The sequence below is a fragment of the Paractinoplanes globisporus DSM 43857 genome, from assembly GCF_000379645.1.
Lineage (GTDB): Bacteria > Actinomycetota > Actinomycetes > Mycobacteriales > Micromonosporaceae > Actinoplanes > Actinoplanes globisporus.
Genome location: NZ_KB903303.1, coordinates 94,930 through 109,910, shown reverse-complemented (window position 1 = coordinate 109,910; position 14,981 = coordinate 94,930). Strand labels below are relative to the sequence as shown.

General features: G+C 71.0%; 8 protein-coding genes. 3 read left to right on the top strand and 5 right to left on the bottom strand.

The window, feature by feature from the left end:
* Window positions 1–37: 37 nt before the first annotated feature.
* Entirely contained in the window at window positions 38–2,659 is a 2,622-nt protein-coding gene (locus tag A3CQ_RS0117800; protein WP_020512302.1) for a hypothetical protein, read from the bottom strand.
* A gap of 139 nt (window positions 2,660–2,798) precedes the next feature.
* Here A3CQ_RS0117800 and A3CQ_RS0117795 point away from each other — a divergent pair, with 139 nt between their 5' ends.
* Complete coding sequence (locus A3CQ_RS0117795; protein ID WP_040432545.1) at window positions 2,799–3,587, top strand: class I SAM-dependent methyltransferase; 789 nt, start codon at window positions 2,799–2,801, stop codon at window positions 3,585–3,587.
* A 51-nt stretch (window positions 3,588–3,638) separates the two neighbouring features.
* Here the strand turns inward: A3CQ_RS0117795 and A3CQ_RS0117790 are convergent, their stop codons facing one another.
* The 3 genes from A3CQ_RS0117790 to A3CQ_RS0117780 form a co-directional block, all read right to left on the bottom strand.
* Window positions 3,639–4,058 (bottom strand): hypothetical protein, encoded by a 420-nt coding sequence (locus A3CQ_RS0117790; protein WP_020512300.1) that lies wholly within the window; start codon window positions 4,056–4,058, stop codon window positions 3,639–3,641.
* Between the two features lie 59 nt (window positions 4,059–4,117).
* Window positions 4,118–8,164 carry an SGNH/GDSL hydrolase family protein gene (locus A3CQ_RS53250; protein WP_020512299.1) on the bottom strand — a complete coding sequence of 1,349 codons (4,047 nt, stop codon included), beginning with the start codon at window positions 8,162–8,164 and terminating at the stop codon, window positions 4,118–4,120.
* 76 nt (window positions 8,165–8,240) lie between these two features.
* A complete protein-coding gene (locus tag A3CQ_RS0117780) occupies window positions 8,241–10,895 on the bottom strand; it encodes an AfsR/SARP family transcriptional regulator (RefSeq protein WP_026205817.1) in 2,655 nt (884 codons plus the stop codon).
* A 179-nt stretch (window positions 10,896–11,074) separates the two neighbouring features.
* Here A3CQ_RS0117780 and A3CQ_RS0117775 point away from each other — a divergent pair, with 179 nt between their 5' ends.
* Window positions 11,075–11,857, top strand: coding sequence for a polysaccharide lyase family 7 protein (locus tag A3CQ_RS0117775; protein WP_020512297.1), 783 nt, complete (start codon window positions 11,075–11,077; stop codon window positions 11,855–11,857).
* On the opposite strand, the gene A3CQ_RS0117770 is transcribed toward A3CQ_RS0117775, so the two are convergent.
* Complete coding sequence (locus A3CQ_RS0117770) at window positions 11,844–12,662, bottom strand: LLM class flavin-dependent oxidoreductase (protein WP_020512296.1); 819 nt, start codon at window positions 12,660–12,662, stop codon at window positions 11,844–11,846. The two genes, A3CQ_RS0117775 and A3CQ_RS0117770, sit on opposite strands and share 14 nt — an antisense overlap.
* A 234-nt stretch (window positions 12,663–12,896) precedes the next feature.
* Between A3CQ_RS0117770 and A3CQ_RS0117765 the strand changes: the two genes are divergently transcribed.
* Window positions 12,897–14,960 (top strand): M4 family metallopeptidase, encoded by a 2,064-nt coding sequence (locus tag A3CQ_RS0117765; protein ID WP_157296022.1) that lies wholly within the window; start codon window positions 12,897–12,899, stop codon window positions 14,958–14,960.
* Window positions 14,961–14,981 lie beyond the last annotated feature (21 nt).

Sequence of the window (14,981 nt, the reverse complement as noted above, 5' to 3'; positions counted from 1 at the left end):
TTCAGCCCACATATCCTCGCTTCTACCAGCGGGCTCCCTACAGCCGGAACGCCCACAGGCCGCGACCGTGCGTCGCCGCGTACACCTTGCCGTCGGGTCCGATCTTGATTTGCAGGGTCACCGTGGTCGGCAGGCCACGGCCGAGCACCGACCAGCCGGTGCGGTGCGGCGCGCGGTAGAAGACGCCGGTGTCGGTGCCGAGCACCAGGCCGCCGCCGGAGACCATCTTGATCGAGTTGGCCGGCACGTCCGGCAGGTTGCCGGAGATGTCGGTCCAGGTGGCGCCCGCGTCGCGGGACTCGAAAACGTGGCCGACACCCGCGCCGGGTCCCTCGGTCCACTTCCGGGAGAAGCCGTTGACCGCGATGAGCACGTGCCGCGGGTCGGACTTGTCGATGTCGATGCCCGCGATGTACCGGTTGGGCACCGTGCCGTCGACCGGCAGGGTCAGCTGGTGCCAGCCGGTCCCGTCGGTGCGGCCGACCGCGATGCCGCGCGCGAATCCCTGGTTGTTGCAGGGGCCGCACCAGGCCGCGTACGCCCAGCCGCCCGAGGTCGCCACGGCCGTCGCCACATGCCCGGCCCCGAGGTCGGTGAGGCTGGTCCACTGTTCGCCGTCACGGATCGCGTACCCGAGGGTGTTGAGCCAGACGTGCTGGCCGCCGGCGACCCAGACCCGGCTGTTCCGCGGGTCCTGGGTGATCGGGGCGATGAACCGCGCCAGACCGTCGTCGGCGTCCGGCGGGGCCACCTCGTAGCTGGTGGCCAGCGACGGGTCCTCGGTCCACGACCCGTCGTTGACCGCGCAGTTGTTGGTCACCCAGACATCCAGGTAGACGTACTCCTCGGCGATGTTGCAGCCGTTTGCGGGGTCGACGATCGTGTCACCGCCGTCGCCGCCGAAGTCGGAGCCCATCACCCGGTCGCCGGGACGCAGCACCGACTCGCCGTTGTCCTGCAGGCCGCCGGAGATCGCGAGGCCGCCGCGGTCCCGTCCGCTGTCGACGGAGTAGTACTGCAGCACGTCCATCGTGCCGTCGTTGAGCGAGGTCCAGTCGGTGCCGTGCCAGTACTGGTCCAGGTGCCCGCGAACCGGCCGCTGGTAGACGCCGCCGTCGTCGCCCACCACGACATAAGGCTTGCCGTGGTCCCGGCCCACCGCGACGGAGTGCTGGTCGGCGTGCACGGTCTGGTGGCAGTCGCCGGTCTGCTTCGACGGGTCGATGCTCCAGCAGGGGAAGTCGAAGTTCCAGTACGGCCCTGGAGTGGTCCAGCTCATGCCGCTGTCGGTCGACTCGAAGACCTCCTCGAGACCGGCCCAGACGTGCGTGGGGTCGGCCGGGTCGACCTGGAGGAACTGGTTGTACCAGGCCTGGATGCCCGGCATGTAGCCCGGATCGGTCAGCGCCGAGCCGGACGCGGCCAGCTCGAGGTAGTCGGCGCCGAGCACCCACGGCCCGAACGGCGAGCCGCTCTTCGACACGTAGAAGCCGCCGAGCGCGCTGTCCGGGTTGGTGGCCAGTTGCGTCGGCGACTGCTCGATCGCGTACAGCCGCGAGCCGTCGGCCGCGGCCGCGAAGGTGACCAGGCCGACGTCGCCGGACCCCGAGGGAAGTCCCGCCAGCGTCGTTCGCTGCCAGCTTCCTCCGGCCGTACGCGTGTAGAAGCCGTTGTAGTCGTCGCCGCTCCGCCAGCCGGCCGCGATGATCACGGTGCCCGGATGCCGCGGGTCGACGGCGAAGTCGTTGACGATGTTCTTGTACGGCGCGTTCGGGTCGGCGGCGCTCGCCCCGCCCGGCAGGAAGGCCGGGTTCGGCGCGAACACCCGGGTCCACGGCCCGTGCAGGTTGCTCAGCGAGTGGGTCCAGGCGCCGCTGCTGGTCGCGGCCCAGACGGTGTTCCCGATGAACCGCAGCTTGCGGATGATCGTGCTCTCCAGCTCGGTGCCGCCGACCCGGTCGGCCGGGCTGAAGGACCCGGAGCGCGGGTTGCCGAGCACGTAGACGCCGGTGCCGACGAACGACGTGGCGCTCGTGTTGGCCTCGCCGGTCGCGTACCAGAGCCGGCCGCGCGAGTCGAGCCGCAGGTCGCCGGTGGACGGCGAGGGCAGCTTCTCGGAGATCGGCCGCCAGTGGCCGCCGCCGCTGCTCGACCGCCACACGCCGCCGTTGGCCGCGCCGGCGTAGACGTACCCGGAGTTGTCGGCGGCCAGGCCGGTGACGCGGCCGGTGACCAGGCCGGCGCCGCCGGACGAGTTGCTCTCGATGTCGCGGTAGCGGGGATCGTCCGAGTTGTACTTGATGTCGGTGAGGTGGTTCCAGGCGCCGGGCGTGCTCGGCAGGCTCTGCTGTTGCTGCCAGGCTGCCGAGTAGGCGCCGGGCGCGACGATCCCCGGCGCCGAACGGGCCTCGGCCCACTGCTCGGCCTGCTCGGCGATCTCCTCGGGGTCCTCGCCCCCGCCCTCGTCCTCGTCGGCCGCGGCCTTCTGACCGGTGGCCGCGAGCGCCCGCACCTGGGCGGCGTGCTCGGCGGCGGCCTGTTTGAGGTGGCGGTAGGGCATCGGGCGGGCCGAGCCGCCCGGCCCGGCCGCCGCTATGCCGGCCGGGGATATGACCAGGATCAATGCCGTGGCGGCCACGGCGACGAGACGAGGCTGCATTGCCCCTCCTTGACTACGCTGCGCGTCTGGCTGGTGACCACGCGCCCGCGCGAATCGTTCTCGCCTTTCCTGGGCCTGGGCAAGACCGTCCTACGAGTTGTAGGGGAAACCCTGTAGGCAAACCGGTACCTTCCTCCACATGGGAGACGTGTGGGCGGTGGCCGGTGGTTACGAGGCGTACGTGGGTCGATGGAGCCGGCCGGTCGCGGCCGAGTTCGTCCGCTGGCTCGGGGTGCCGGCCGGTGGCCGGTGGCTGGACGCCGGCTGCGGGACCGGCGCGCTGACCGGGACGGTGGTCGCGGCGGCGTCCCCCGCGGGCGTGACCGGCCTCGACATGTCCACCGGATTCCTGGCCGAGGCGCGGCGCGGTGCCGGTGGCCAGGCCTCGTTCGTCGCCGGCGACGCCGCCGCGCTGCCGTTCGCCTCCGGCCGCTTCGACGCGGTGGTCAGCGGGCTCGCGCTCAATTTCGTGCCCGGCCCTTCGCGGGCGGTCGCGGAGTTCGCGCGGGTCGCGGCGCCGGGCGGGACGGTGGCGGCCTACGTCTGGGACTACACCGACGGCATGCGGATGATGCGGTACTTCTGGGACGCGGCGCTCGAGGTGGACCCGGCCGCCGCTGACCAGGACGAGGGCCCGCGCTTCCCGATCTGCAAGCCCGGGGCGCTCGCCCAGGCGTGGGCCGACGCGGGCCTCGGCGAGATCGGGACCCGCGGCGTCGAGATCCCGACCGTGTTCGCCGATTTCGACGACTACTGGCGGCCGTTCCTAGGCGGCCAGGGCGCCGCGCCCGCCTACCTCATGCGCCTGCCGCCCGAGCAGCGGGAGGCGATCCGCGCCCGGCTGGACGCCCGTCTCCCCCGCCGCCCGGACGGCTCGATCGCAATGACCGCCCGGGCCTGGGCGGTGCGAGGCCAAGCTCCCCGCTAGGGCCTGAGCGGAGGCCCGGGCCGCGGTCCGGCCCGGGCCTCTACGTCAGGATCAGAACGCGTACGTCCAGTCGCCGTCGGCGTAGGCGCCGTTGACGTACTGGTAGGTGGTGGCGAAGCCGATCTTGGCGATGTTCTCGCTCGCGCTGAGCGTCACGTGCCGGGTGGAGCCGATCGAGCCGCCGTTGCTCGCGGAGCGGCAGGTGTTGGGCAGCTGGGCGGGCGCTCCGTTGTTCAGGAACTGGTCGGCGCAGATCTGGAAGCTGATCGACGCGCTGGAGTCCCGGTAGATGTAGACGTCCGCCGTGTACGAGTAATTGGTGAAGGTCACCGTGCCCCAGCTGGCGCCGTCGGCCGACGAGTTGCTGAAGCTCTTGGTGACCGCGGCCTGGGCCGGCGTGACGGCGAAGGCGCTGACTCCGAGCGCGACCGCGGTGGCCACGGCGGCGGTGAGCAGGCGGGTGGATTTCATGACGTGCCTCTTTTCCTGAAGGGTTTCCCCGTCGCCCCAGCGGCGCGGGAGAGAAGTGGTCACTGGTAACCGATCGCCACGAGGGCGTTGGTGACCGCGTCGCCCTGGCGAACCGCGCCGCTGGGCTTCGGGTGGAAGCTCGAGCGGCTCGCGCAGTCGTTCCCGGGCAGCCAGGTGAAGTCGCACTGCTCGACGTCGACGCCGTCCAGTTCCTCGAAATCGCCCGGCCCGGTCTGGCCGATGACCAGATCGTTGATGTCCACGGTCGGCGGCGGGGTGGACGTCTCGTCCTCCATGCAGGCGCCGTGGTTGCCGAACCCGGCGATCATGTCGACGAAGTTCGCCGTGCCGCTCGTCCAGCTCTGGGTCTGCCGGCCCACCATGGCGGACTGCTCGGTCCTCATCTGGTCGGCGAGCTCGTTGAGCATGGTCATCTCGGCGTCCGAGAAGCTGAACAGCGCGCAGGTACGCCCGTGCCGTTCGGCGAAGATCTTCGGATAGCCGACCAGCACGATCCGGGCGTTGGACGCCTTGGTGTGCACCTGCTGGATCAGGGTGGCCGTCCTGAGCTGGGCGTCCCGGATTTTCTGTTCGTAGGCGGCGCGGTTGAGCGTGCAGTCGGTCCGGCCGCACTGGGCGAGAACGTCGGGGAAGCCGGCGTCGTTGCCGCCCGCGGAGAGCAGCACCAGGGTGGTGTCCGCGCTCAGCACGCCGGAGTCCACCTGGTTCTTCTCGAAGAACTGCCCCTCCGCCTGGCCGTGCAGGGATTCCAGGTCCGGGGTGTTGGTCCAGTACGACTTCGTGGAGGTGTCGGTCATCTTCTCGGCGGTCGCCCCGGAACAGGAGACGAACTGGAAGTCGAGCGAGGGGTCGAACTTGTCGGCCAGCGTGCCCACGCCCGACGTCTGACCCGGCAGCTTGATCAGCCGTGGCCACGCCTTCGAGCTGCGGCGGCAGGCGTTCCAGTAGTAGGTGTCGAACCCGAGGTCGGTCTCCCGGTCGTACGCGCCCGAGCCCTCGCCGGACTGGTACGAGTCGCCGATCGCGACGACCATGTGTCTCGGCTTCTGCGTCAGCGGTACGAAGGCGGCCGCGTCCCAGGCGATGTCCTGGTTGCCCTGTCCGTCGCCGGTGAAGTTGCTGAGCTCGAGCCCCTGCTGGCTGACCGTGCCGAACCGGTAGGTGCCCAGCTCGATCCAGGTGTCCTTGGCGGCCCGGTTCATGGAGATGAAGCGGTCGCGGTCGGTGCCCGGGCCGTTGCCGGTGTGGATGACGTAGTGCGCCTGCTGGGTCCAGGCGCCCTCGTCCGGGATGTGCACCATGACCTGGGCCCACCCGGTGAGCGAGGAGCCGGGCGTCCAGGTGCCGGTCACCTTGAGCGATTGGGTGGAGGGCGTCTGCGTCTGCGTGTGCGTGAACCAGAAATGGCCGCCGAAGCCCGCACCGATCTGATGGAAGTCCACCTTCGACGGATAGGCGCCGGACTTGTCGGCGAACTTGAGGGAGAAGGTGCCGCCGCGGGTCACCCCCCAGCAGCCGTTCGGCCCCTGCGGGTTGCCGGTCGGGTTGTCGCTGGTCATGAGGTCGTCGACGATCCGGGCGCCGGCCGGCAGCTTGGTCGTCGAGCACTCCTCCGGGTGGATGTTCGTCGCGTACGGCCGGGGCTCGACCGCGGTGTACACGCGCGACTCCCCGCCGCAGAGCTGGGTGCAGTCGACCCACTGGACACTCTCGTGCCACCAGCAGTAGGTCAGGTCGTCGATCTGGCACGGCCCGGCCGGCTGGTCGTCGTAGGGCGGGGCCGGCTTGTGCGGCGGCGCGGCCGGGTCGCAGTGGTTGATCGTCGCCACGCAGGCGATGTTGTGGCCGGGCTGCGCGTCGACGAAGGTGGTGTCCCCCGGCGGCCACAATCCCGTCTGGTACGTCGAGGTCCAGTTCCCGCCGTTGAGGTAGTCGGGCAGGATGACCGATTTGTGGGCCCAGCCCATGATCCGCTCGGGGTAGGACCAGTCGCTCGGGTGCTTGGCGTTGTCGTAGCCGATGTTGTCGTTGTGGGTCGGGGTGTCCAGCGGCACGACCAGGTACGGATGCCGGTCGGCCGGGAAGAGCGGGTTGGCCGGGTTGTTCACCCAGCCCAGGCCCCACGGCCCGTTGCCGGTGTTCGGGTGCAGCCCGGTGTTGTACGCCCACACCGCGAAGAACCAGTTCTCGATGAACTGCGGGTCGCCGTTGTTGGCGATGATGTGCGCCGCCTGCAGGTCGGCCCACGCCTGCTCGAGCATGTGCGCCGAGGCGGCGATGTTGGTGGCGTAGTCGATCACGACGGCCTTCTGCTGCAGGTCGGTGAGCCCGCCGGCCGCGTTCGTGTCGATCGTCCGCATGCCCGAGGTGATCTGCCCGACCCCATAGCCGCAGTCGTACGTGCCCGTGCCGATGCTGTTCGGGTCCTGGCTCTTGTTGAGGGCGTAGAAACCGGAGGACGTGAGCGGATTGCCCGAGGAGCCGTCGGTGACGTGCCAGCTCGCCTGCCGCAGGTTCGACTCCTGCGCGAGGACGCCGAGCAGCACCTGGGCCGGCAGCCAGCGGGTCTCCCCGGCCTGCGTCTTCGGCATCATCGGCGTGAAGAGGCTCTGCGGCGAGAACTGCGGGAGCCCACTGTTGAGCCAGTTCGCCGCCCGAGTGATATTGAGCTGGCCGTGCGAGGCGAGGTCGGCCGCCCACTCCACCTGCTTCGGGGTCGGCTGATAGACCTGGATCGCCGGGTCGTTGCGGGGCACCGCGCAGGTGCGGTTCAGATCCCACGGCGTCGTCGACGGGTCCGTGGCGGCGAGGCTGCTGGCCTTGGGGGCGGCGGCGGCCGAAGAAGGAAGGCCCGGGGACGACCGAGTGCCCGCCGACGACAGCGACGGCCGCAGGGAGAACTTGAGCGCGGCGCCCCCGGTCAGCCGGGCCGAGATGCCGACCTGGTCGGGCTCGCCGTCGACCGCCGCGCCCGAGGACGACGCCGCCGCCTCGGTGTGCGAGCTGGCCGAGAGCACGGTCAGCTCGCCGAGGCCGGAGACCTCGCTGTCCACCGGCGCGTCGACGCTCTGCCAGCCGGACGGGCGGGAGCCGGACCAGCGCACGCCGGCCGGGTCGCCGACCACGAACACCTTGCCGGCCGCGCCGGGCCGGAGCCGGGCGGCCCCGACGGGAGCGGTCGCCACGGGCCGGACCCGGCCGCCGGCGAGCCGGTCGAACCGGGTGGTCTTGCCGTCGTTCAGCTCGTACGTGAGGGCGCCGGCGCCGTCGGAGGTCAGCCGGTACGGCGTGCCCCGGGTCGGCGCCACCAGCGTGGTCCCGCCGTTGCGCACCCGCACGACGCCCGAGCCGGACGCCGCGTACAGGTCGCCGCCGACCACGGTGGGCGAGGTGACCTGCCCGCGCAGGGTGTGCGACTGCCGGGTCTTCCCGGTCGCCGTGTCGATCACGGTGATCCGGGTTCGCGGCGCCTTCTCGTCCCCGGTCAGGGCCGAGACGACCGCGGTCTCGCCGGCGTTGCAGGCCGGGTTGTAGTAGGCGAGGCTCACCCGCTCGGCGAGCTTGGTGACGGTGCCCGAGTCGAGGTCGACGATCGCCGCGAAGGCGCCGCCGGTCATCAGGTCGGCCTGGTTGGCGTACTGCCGAGGGGCGTAGACGACGACCGCGCGCCGCTGGGACCCGGTCACGCAGTACTGGCCGATCCACTGGTCGGTGTCGATGCCGGGCTCGGCGAGCGTCGCGGCTGTCCGCCAGTGGTAGCCGTCCCGGCGATCGGCCACCAGCAGGTGCAGCCCGGTCTCGTCGGTGGAGGTGGTCACGCCACGGTCGGCGGCGGTGCGCCAGTGCGGCCCGAGCACCCGGTCGGGATCGGTGACCCGGTCGGGCCCGGCCGGATCGGCCGGGTCGGGCGGCGGCGCGACTGCGGTGGGCGCGGCGGCGGCTTCGTCGGCGGAAGCGCTCGGCGGCGTGGAAGGCCCGGCGGCCTGCGCCGGAACCGCGCCGGAAGCCGCGGCCAGCGCCGCGCATAAACCGGCGATCGCGACGGGGCTTCTTCGGAAGACATGCAGCCTGCGGATGGTTTTCACGATCTCGCTCCTTCGCCGCTGGTCGATGCCTGTGCATCGTGCGGGAGGGCGTTTGCAGATCGTTTGCAGTCGATGGCTACGGCGAGATCTTGGCCCGGATCCGGAGCGCGTTCGGGTGATCGAGCCGCTCGAGAATGGCCACGGCCTCGCGCCAGGCGTCCACGGCGTCGGCATCCCGGCCCTCGGCGGCGTGCGCGTCGCCGAGATGGTCGAGGATGTCGGCCTGCTGGAAGAGGTCTCCGGTCTGCCGGTGCAGCGTCAGCGCCCGGTCCAGGGCCGCGATCGCCGGGCCGAACTCACCCCGGCGGTGATGGATCCAGCCGATGCTGTCCCAGGTGGCGGCCTGCCCGTACCGGTCCTCCAGGCGAGTCGCCAGCGCCAGCGCCGCCTGGCAGTGCTCGATCGCGTCGTCGTACTCGCCGAGATGGGCCTCGAACCAGCCGAGCGCGTTCAACGCCCGCGCCACGCCGTGTTCGTTTTCCACCAGCCGGTACAGCTCGAGCGCCGCCGAGATCTCCCGTACGCAGTCCTGGTAGCGGTCCCGCTGCTCCCACATCCAGGCCATCGCGAACAGCGTGTTGGCCCGGCCGGTCAGGTCGCCGACCGTGGCGTAGAGCTCGATCGCGGCGGCATAGTGCGGCTCGGCCTCGGCGAACCGGCCGGTCTGCACGTACGCGCGGGCGAGCAGCCGCTCGGCGAGAGCCTCCGCGAGCGGCTCGTCGCACCGGCGGGCGGCCTCGACCGCGCACCGCTCGGCGATGATCCAGTCGTCCCAGTACCCGCGCCGGTCGAGGTGGTCGACCATCGTCCACGGGATCTGCCAGCCGTACTCGGCCGGCTCGGCGGGATGCCGGAGCACGGCCATGAGGTTCGCGTGCTCGGCCGCGAACCAGGCGAGCGTCTCCTGCTCGTCGGCGAGCGACTCCGGGAAGACGTCGGCGCCGGCCGGCTTGAGGTCGAGCGGCTGGCGCTGCGGGTCCAGCAGCATCGCCCCGGCCCGGCCGGTGTGCAGATAGTGGTCGAGGAGCCGCTGGCGGGCGGCGTCCCGCTCGCCCGGCTCGACCAGCGAGGCCGCGTACTCGCGCAGCAGGTCGTGCAGGGCATACCGGTTCGGGCGGTGCTCGGTCAGCAGGCTCGCCGCGGTCAGCTCGTCGAGCGTGGCGACGGCGTTCTCCCCGGCGAGGCTGTCCACGGCGGCGGCCGAGATGTCGGGGCCCAGGTGCGCGCCGAGCAGCCGGAACAGCCGCGCCGCCGGCGGGGTGAGCGCGTGATAGGACCAGGAGAAGACGGTACGGGGGTCGGCGCCGGCGTCCAGCCCGCGCAGCCCGTCGAGCCGGGAGCGGGACAGCTCGTCGGCGACCACGGCCAGCGAGTGGCGGGTCGCGGCGCGGGCCGCCACGGTCGCCAGCGCGAGCGGCAGCCCGGCAGTCGCCGTTACGAGAACTCGCACCGAGTCGGCGTCGTGGGCGACCCGGATAGCGCCGAGGCGCCGGGCCAGCAGCGCTTCCGCCTCGTCCGGCCGCAGCGGCGCCAGCGCGAGCGGTACCGCGCCGTTCGCCGCGACCAGGCCCGGGATGCGGTTGCGGCTGGTCACGACCACGGTGCAGCCGGCGCCGCCGGGCAGCAGCGGGCGGACCTGGGCGGCGTCGCGGGCATTGTCGAGCAGCAGCAGCATCCGGCGCTCGGCGAGCTCGCTGCGCAGCAGCGCCGACCGGGCGGCGAGCCCGACCGGGATGCGCTCGGCCGGGATCAGCGCGACCAGCAGGTCGCGGGCCGCGTCGTCGGGGGTCATCGCGCCCTCCGGGTCGAAGCCGCGCAGGTTGAGATAGAGCTGGCCGTCGGGGAACCGTTGCCGGGTCCGATGTCCCCAGTGGATCGCGAGCGCGGATTTGCCCACCCCGGGCGGACCCGAGATCACCACCATTTCCCGTACGCCGTCGAGCCGCTCCGTTTCGGACCGGCGCCCGGTGAAATCGGCCGGCGCGGCCGGCAACTGCGCCGGGACGTGCCGCGCCGCCGGCCCGCCTCGGAGGATCTTGGCGTTGAGCGCCAGCAATTCCGGGGACGGGCGGCCGCCCAACTGCTCGGCGATCGCATCGTGGGCACGGGCGTAGTGCCGGAGGGCGGCCGCGGACTGACCGGTCTCGGCCAGCGCGGACATCAGCACGGCCACCAGCGGCTCGGCGGTCGGGTGCTCGGCGACCAGCGGATCGAGGACGGCGATGGCCTGCTCGCGCCGGCCGAGACCGGCCAGCAGGCGCCCGTACTGGGCGAAGGCGTCGAGGCGTTCGCGGGCGATGACGTCGCGGACGCCGGCGGCCCAGGCGCCGGGCACCCCGGCCAGCGCCTCCGGCTGCCAGCCGTCGAGCGCGCCGGCGAACAGATCCACCGAGCCGGTGTCGGCGGCCAGCCTGACCTGCTTACGGACGAGATGCAGGTCGATGAGATCGGGGTCGATGTCGAGCAGGTAGCCACCCGCCACGTGGTGCAGTTCGCCCGCGCCCGGTACCGGCTCGAGGACCCGCCGCAGCCGCGTGACGTAGGGCGCGACGGCCGTCGCCGATCGGGGCGGCGAGCCCTCCCAAAGGCGCTCGGTCAGCGCCTCGACCGAGACCCGCCGGCCCGGCGTCAGCAACAGCGACGCGAGAACGCAGGACTGTTTTCCCCGGCCAGGATCAATCTCCCCCGAATCCGTCGTCAACCGCACGGGCCCCAGCAGCCGCCATCTCATTCCGCCCCCGTACTACTCATCGGCCATCAACGATGCTCTCACTGGCGGCCGCGGGTGCGGTGCTCCCGGCGTACGGGAAAAGGGTCTGGATTTTTAAGGTTGTTTAAGGTCAGATCGGGACGGAACGCCTTACTGTTAGCTACCTTGCCAATTCCCCGACGGCACCCCGAGGTATCCCCATGAACAAGCGGAAGCTGCTCGCCATCACCTTCTCCGCCGCGGTGGTCGGCACGCTCGGCGTTCTCGGCATCACCAACGCTTCGGCCGCCACGCTCGACCCCACGCTGCCGCCCGGCGGCAACTTCAACCTGTCGGTCTGGCAGCTGCAGTTGCCCACCGGCTCCCCCGGCAAACCGGACACCATCCAGCCCGCCCAGCTCAAGGGCGTCAACGGCTACAGCAACCCGGCCTACTTCTGGACCGACAAGACCGACGGGTCGATGACCTTCTGGGCGCCGGAGAAGGGTGTGACCACGCCGAACTCCAACTACGCCCGGTCCGAGCTGCGCGAGATGAACGCGAACGGCAGCGCCGCCGACTGGACGCTGGCCGGCAACCACACGCTCAGCGCCCAGCTGCGCATCCCGTCGGTCACCAAGAACGTCTGCGTCGGCCAGGTGCACCTCGGCTCGGGCGGCAGCTCGACCAAGCCGCTGCTGGAGCTGTACTACCGCCCGAACGGCGACATCTACCTGGGCACGGAGAACTCGCCCGACGGCGGGCAGACCCTGCACAAGGTCGGCAACGTGGCGCTCGGCGTGAAGTGGACCTACGTCATCAACGTGACCGGCAACAAAATCAACCTGACGGTCAACGGGACGAAGACCACGTACTCGATCCCGTCCTCGTTCAACGCGTACCGCCAGTACTTCAAGGCCGGCTCCTACAACCAGTCCTCGTCGGACAGTACGACCAATGGCGCGAAGGTGAAGTTCTACGCACTGACCATCACGCATTCCTGAGCAGCTCGACCACCGGGGCGAACTGTTCCATGAACAGGCCGCTCACCCCGATGTACGAGACGTCGAACTCCTCCCGGCGCCGGCAGAGCAGGTCGGCGATCCGCTCCGCCGAGCCGGTGAGGAAGGCGATGCCGCCGGCCTCGGCCATCGCCCGCGCGTCGCCGCCGACCATCCGGGACGCCCACGGCGGGATCTCGGCCGGCGACGGCGCCACGGCCGCCACGTTCAGGTGCAGCTCGATCTCGTCGAAGCGCTCGCCGGCCGCGTCGCGCAGCACCGACACCGTGCGGGCCAGCTCCGGCTCGGTCGCCTGCGGTCGCAGGCCGAGCGCCACGATGTCGGCCTGCGCGGCCGCCAGTCGCAGCATGCGCGGGCGGCTCGCCGCGAGCAGCACGGGCGGCGCTTCGTCCAGCTTGCGCACCGCGGCGATCGTCTCGGCGACCCGTTCGATCCGCGCTCTTGGCGTGCCGAACTCCGCGCCCAGCACCTCCGCGTCCCGCTCGGCGCCCGGCCGGCCGCCACCCAGCCCCAGCTCGAAACGGCCCCCGCTGAGCTGCTGCAGAGTCTCGGCCTCCCAGGCGACCAGCCCGGGCGGCCGGTTGGGCGCGCTCAGCACGTACGTCCCCAGGCGTAGCGTGCTCGTCACGGCGGCGGCCGCGGCCAGCGCCGGGAACGGGGCGAACGTGTTCAGGGTGTCGGGGATGAGCAGGGTGTCGTAGCCCAGCTCCTCGGCCCGCCGCGCGGTGCCGGCCCACTCCGCGCCCGAGGGCGCCTTACCTGCGACAACTCCGAAGCGAAAGTCCATGGGGAGCATCCTTCGCCGCGGTGGCCGCGGGCGCGTCCGCCCGGGGGCTACATCGCTCGTACGACCTAAGTCGTATGACCCGGAAAACGTTCTCTGGACGGGCGCAAGGGTTTTCCCTGTTCCCAAAGACATGTATCGATGCCTAGCGTCTCACCTCAAGTCGTCCAGGCGTGACCCATCGTCACACCGGACCTTGAGCCTGCCCAAACCCCCGGGCGGGAAAGGAGTACCCGCGTGAAACGTCGAACCCCCCTGATCATCGCGCTGGCGGCCGGAACAGTGGCCGCGACAGCCGTGGTCGCGGTGGCCCAACCGGCCACCGCACAGCCGGTCGACCCGGCCGCCGCGGCCAAGACGGCGGCCACCAAGGCCGACGCGCTCGTCGCGAGCAAGCCGGCGGTCCTGCAGGCGAGCGGCTACGACACCTTCCAGCAGCAGAAAGTCGTCTCGTCGCACGGCCTCAACTACGTCCCCTACACCCGTACCTACAAGGGCCTTCCGGTCTTCGGCGGCGACTTCGTCGTCATGACCGACGCCAACGGGGCGACGAAGTACACCTCGGTCGCGCAGTCGAGCCCGATCGGCGAGCTCTCCACGACGCCGAAGATCGCCGACACCGCCGCCGCGGCAACGGCCAAGAAGCAGCTGAAGTCGGTGTCCAAGGTGGAGGGCACCAAGCTGGTCGTGGTCGCCGCCGAGGGCAAGGCCGCCAAGCTGGCCTGGCAGACGACGGTCAACGGCATCGGCGCCGAGGGCGTCAGCCGGCTCACCGTGAACGTCGACGCCCAGACCGGCGCCGTGCTCAGCACCCAGGAGCACGTCACCGACGTCACCGGCTCGGGCACCGGCTGGATCAACGGTTCGGTCTCGATCGACACCACCCTGTCCGGCTCGACGTATTCGATGCAGTCCTCGACCCAGTCGACTCTCAAATGCCAGGACGCGGCATCCAACACGACGTTCACCGGCTCGGACAACGTCTGGGGCAACGGCACCGGCACCAACCGGGAGACCGGCTGCGTCGACGCCCTCTACGTGGCCGAGAAGCAGACCTCGATGCTCTCCACGTGGCTGGGCCGGACCGGGCAGAACGGCTCCAACGGCGCGTGGCCGCTGCGGGTCGGCCTGAACGACCAGAACGCGTACTACGACGGCACCCAGGTGCAGATCGGCAAGAACACCGCCGGTCAGTGGATCTCCTCGGCGGACGTGGTGGGCCACGAGCTCGGCCACGGCATCGACGACAACACGCCCGGCGGCATCTCCGGCGGCAACACGCAGGAGTTCGTGGCCGACACCTTCGGCGCGGCGACCGAGTGGTACGCCAACAACCCGAACGACCCGCCGGACTACCTGGTCGGCGAGGAGGTCAACCTGGTCGGCAGCGGTCCGATCCGCAACATGTACAACCCGGGCGCGCTGGGCGACGACAACTGCTACTCCTCCAGCATCCCGTCGGAGGAGGTCCACGCGGCGGCCGGTCCCGGTAACCACTGGTTCTACCTGCTCGCGCAGGGCACCAGCGGCAACGGCCAGCCCGCCAGCACGACCTGCAACAGCAGCACGGTGACCGGCCTCGGCATCCAGAAGGCCATCACGATCATGTACAACGCGATGTTGCTGAAGACGAGCAGCTCGTCGTACCTGAAGTACCGGACCTGGACGCTGACCGCGGCCAAGAACCTGTACCCGGGCGACTGCACCGCGTTCAACACGGTCAAGGCGGCCTGGACCGCCGTCAGCGTGCCGGCCCAGACGGCCGACCCGACCTGCACCGGCAGCACCACGTCGCCGACCAGCTCGCCGACGTCGTCGCCGACCTCGAGCCCGACCGGCGGCCCCTGCACCTCGGCGCAGCTGCTCGGCAACTCCGGCTTCGAGAGCGGCGCCACCACCTGGTCGCAGACCAGCGGCGTCATCTCGACCGCCTCGGGCACCAACGTTCCCTACGCGGGCAGCTACTTCGCCTGGCTCGACGGGTACGGCACCACCCACACCGACACACTGTCCCAGTCGGTGACGATCCCGTCCACCTGCTCGACCGCGACGCTGAGCTTCCAACTGAAGATCACGTCGTCCGAGACCACCACGTCGACGGCGTACGACAAGCTGACGGTCAAGGCGGGCTCGACCACCCTGGCGACGTACTCCAACCTGAACAAGAGCGGCTACACGCTGCGGACGTTCGACGTCTCCAGCCTCAAGGGCCAGACCGTTTCGATCTCGTTCAGCGGCGTCGAGGACTCCTCGCTGCAGACGTCGTTCCAGATCGACAACACCGCGCTCAACGTGAGCTGATCTCCACCAAGGGCCCGGCTC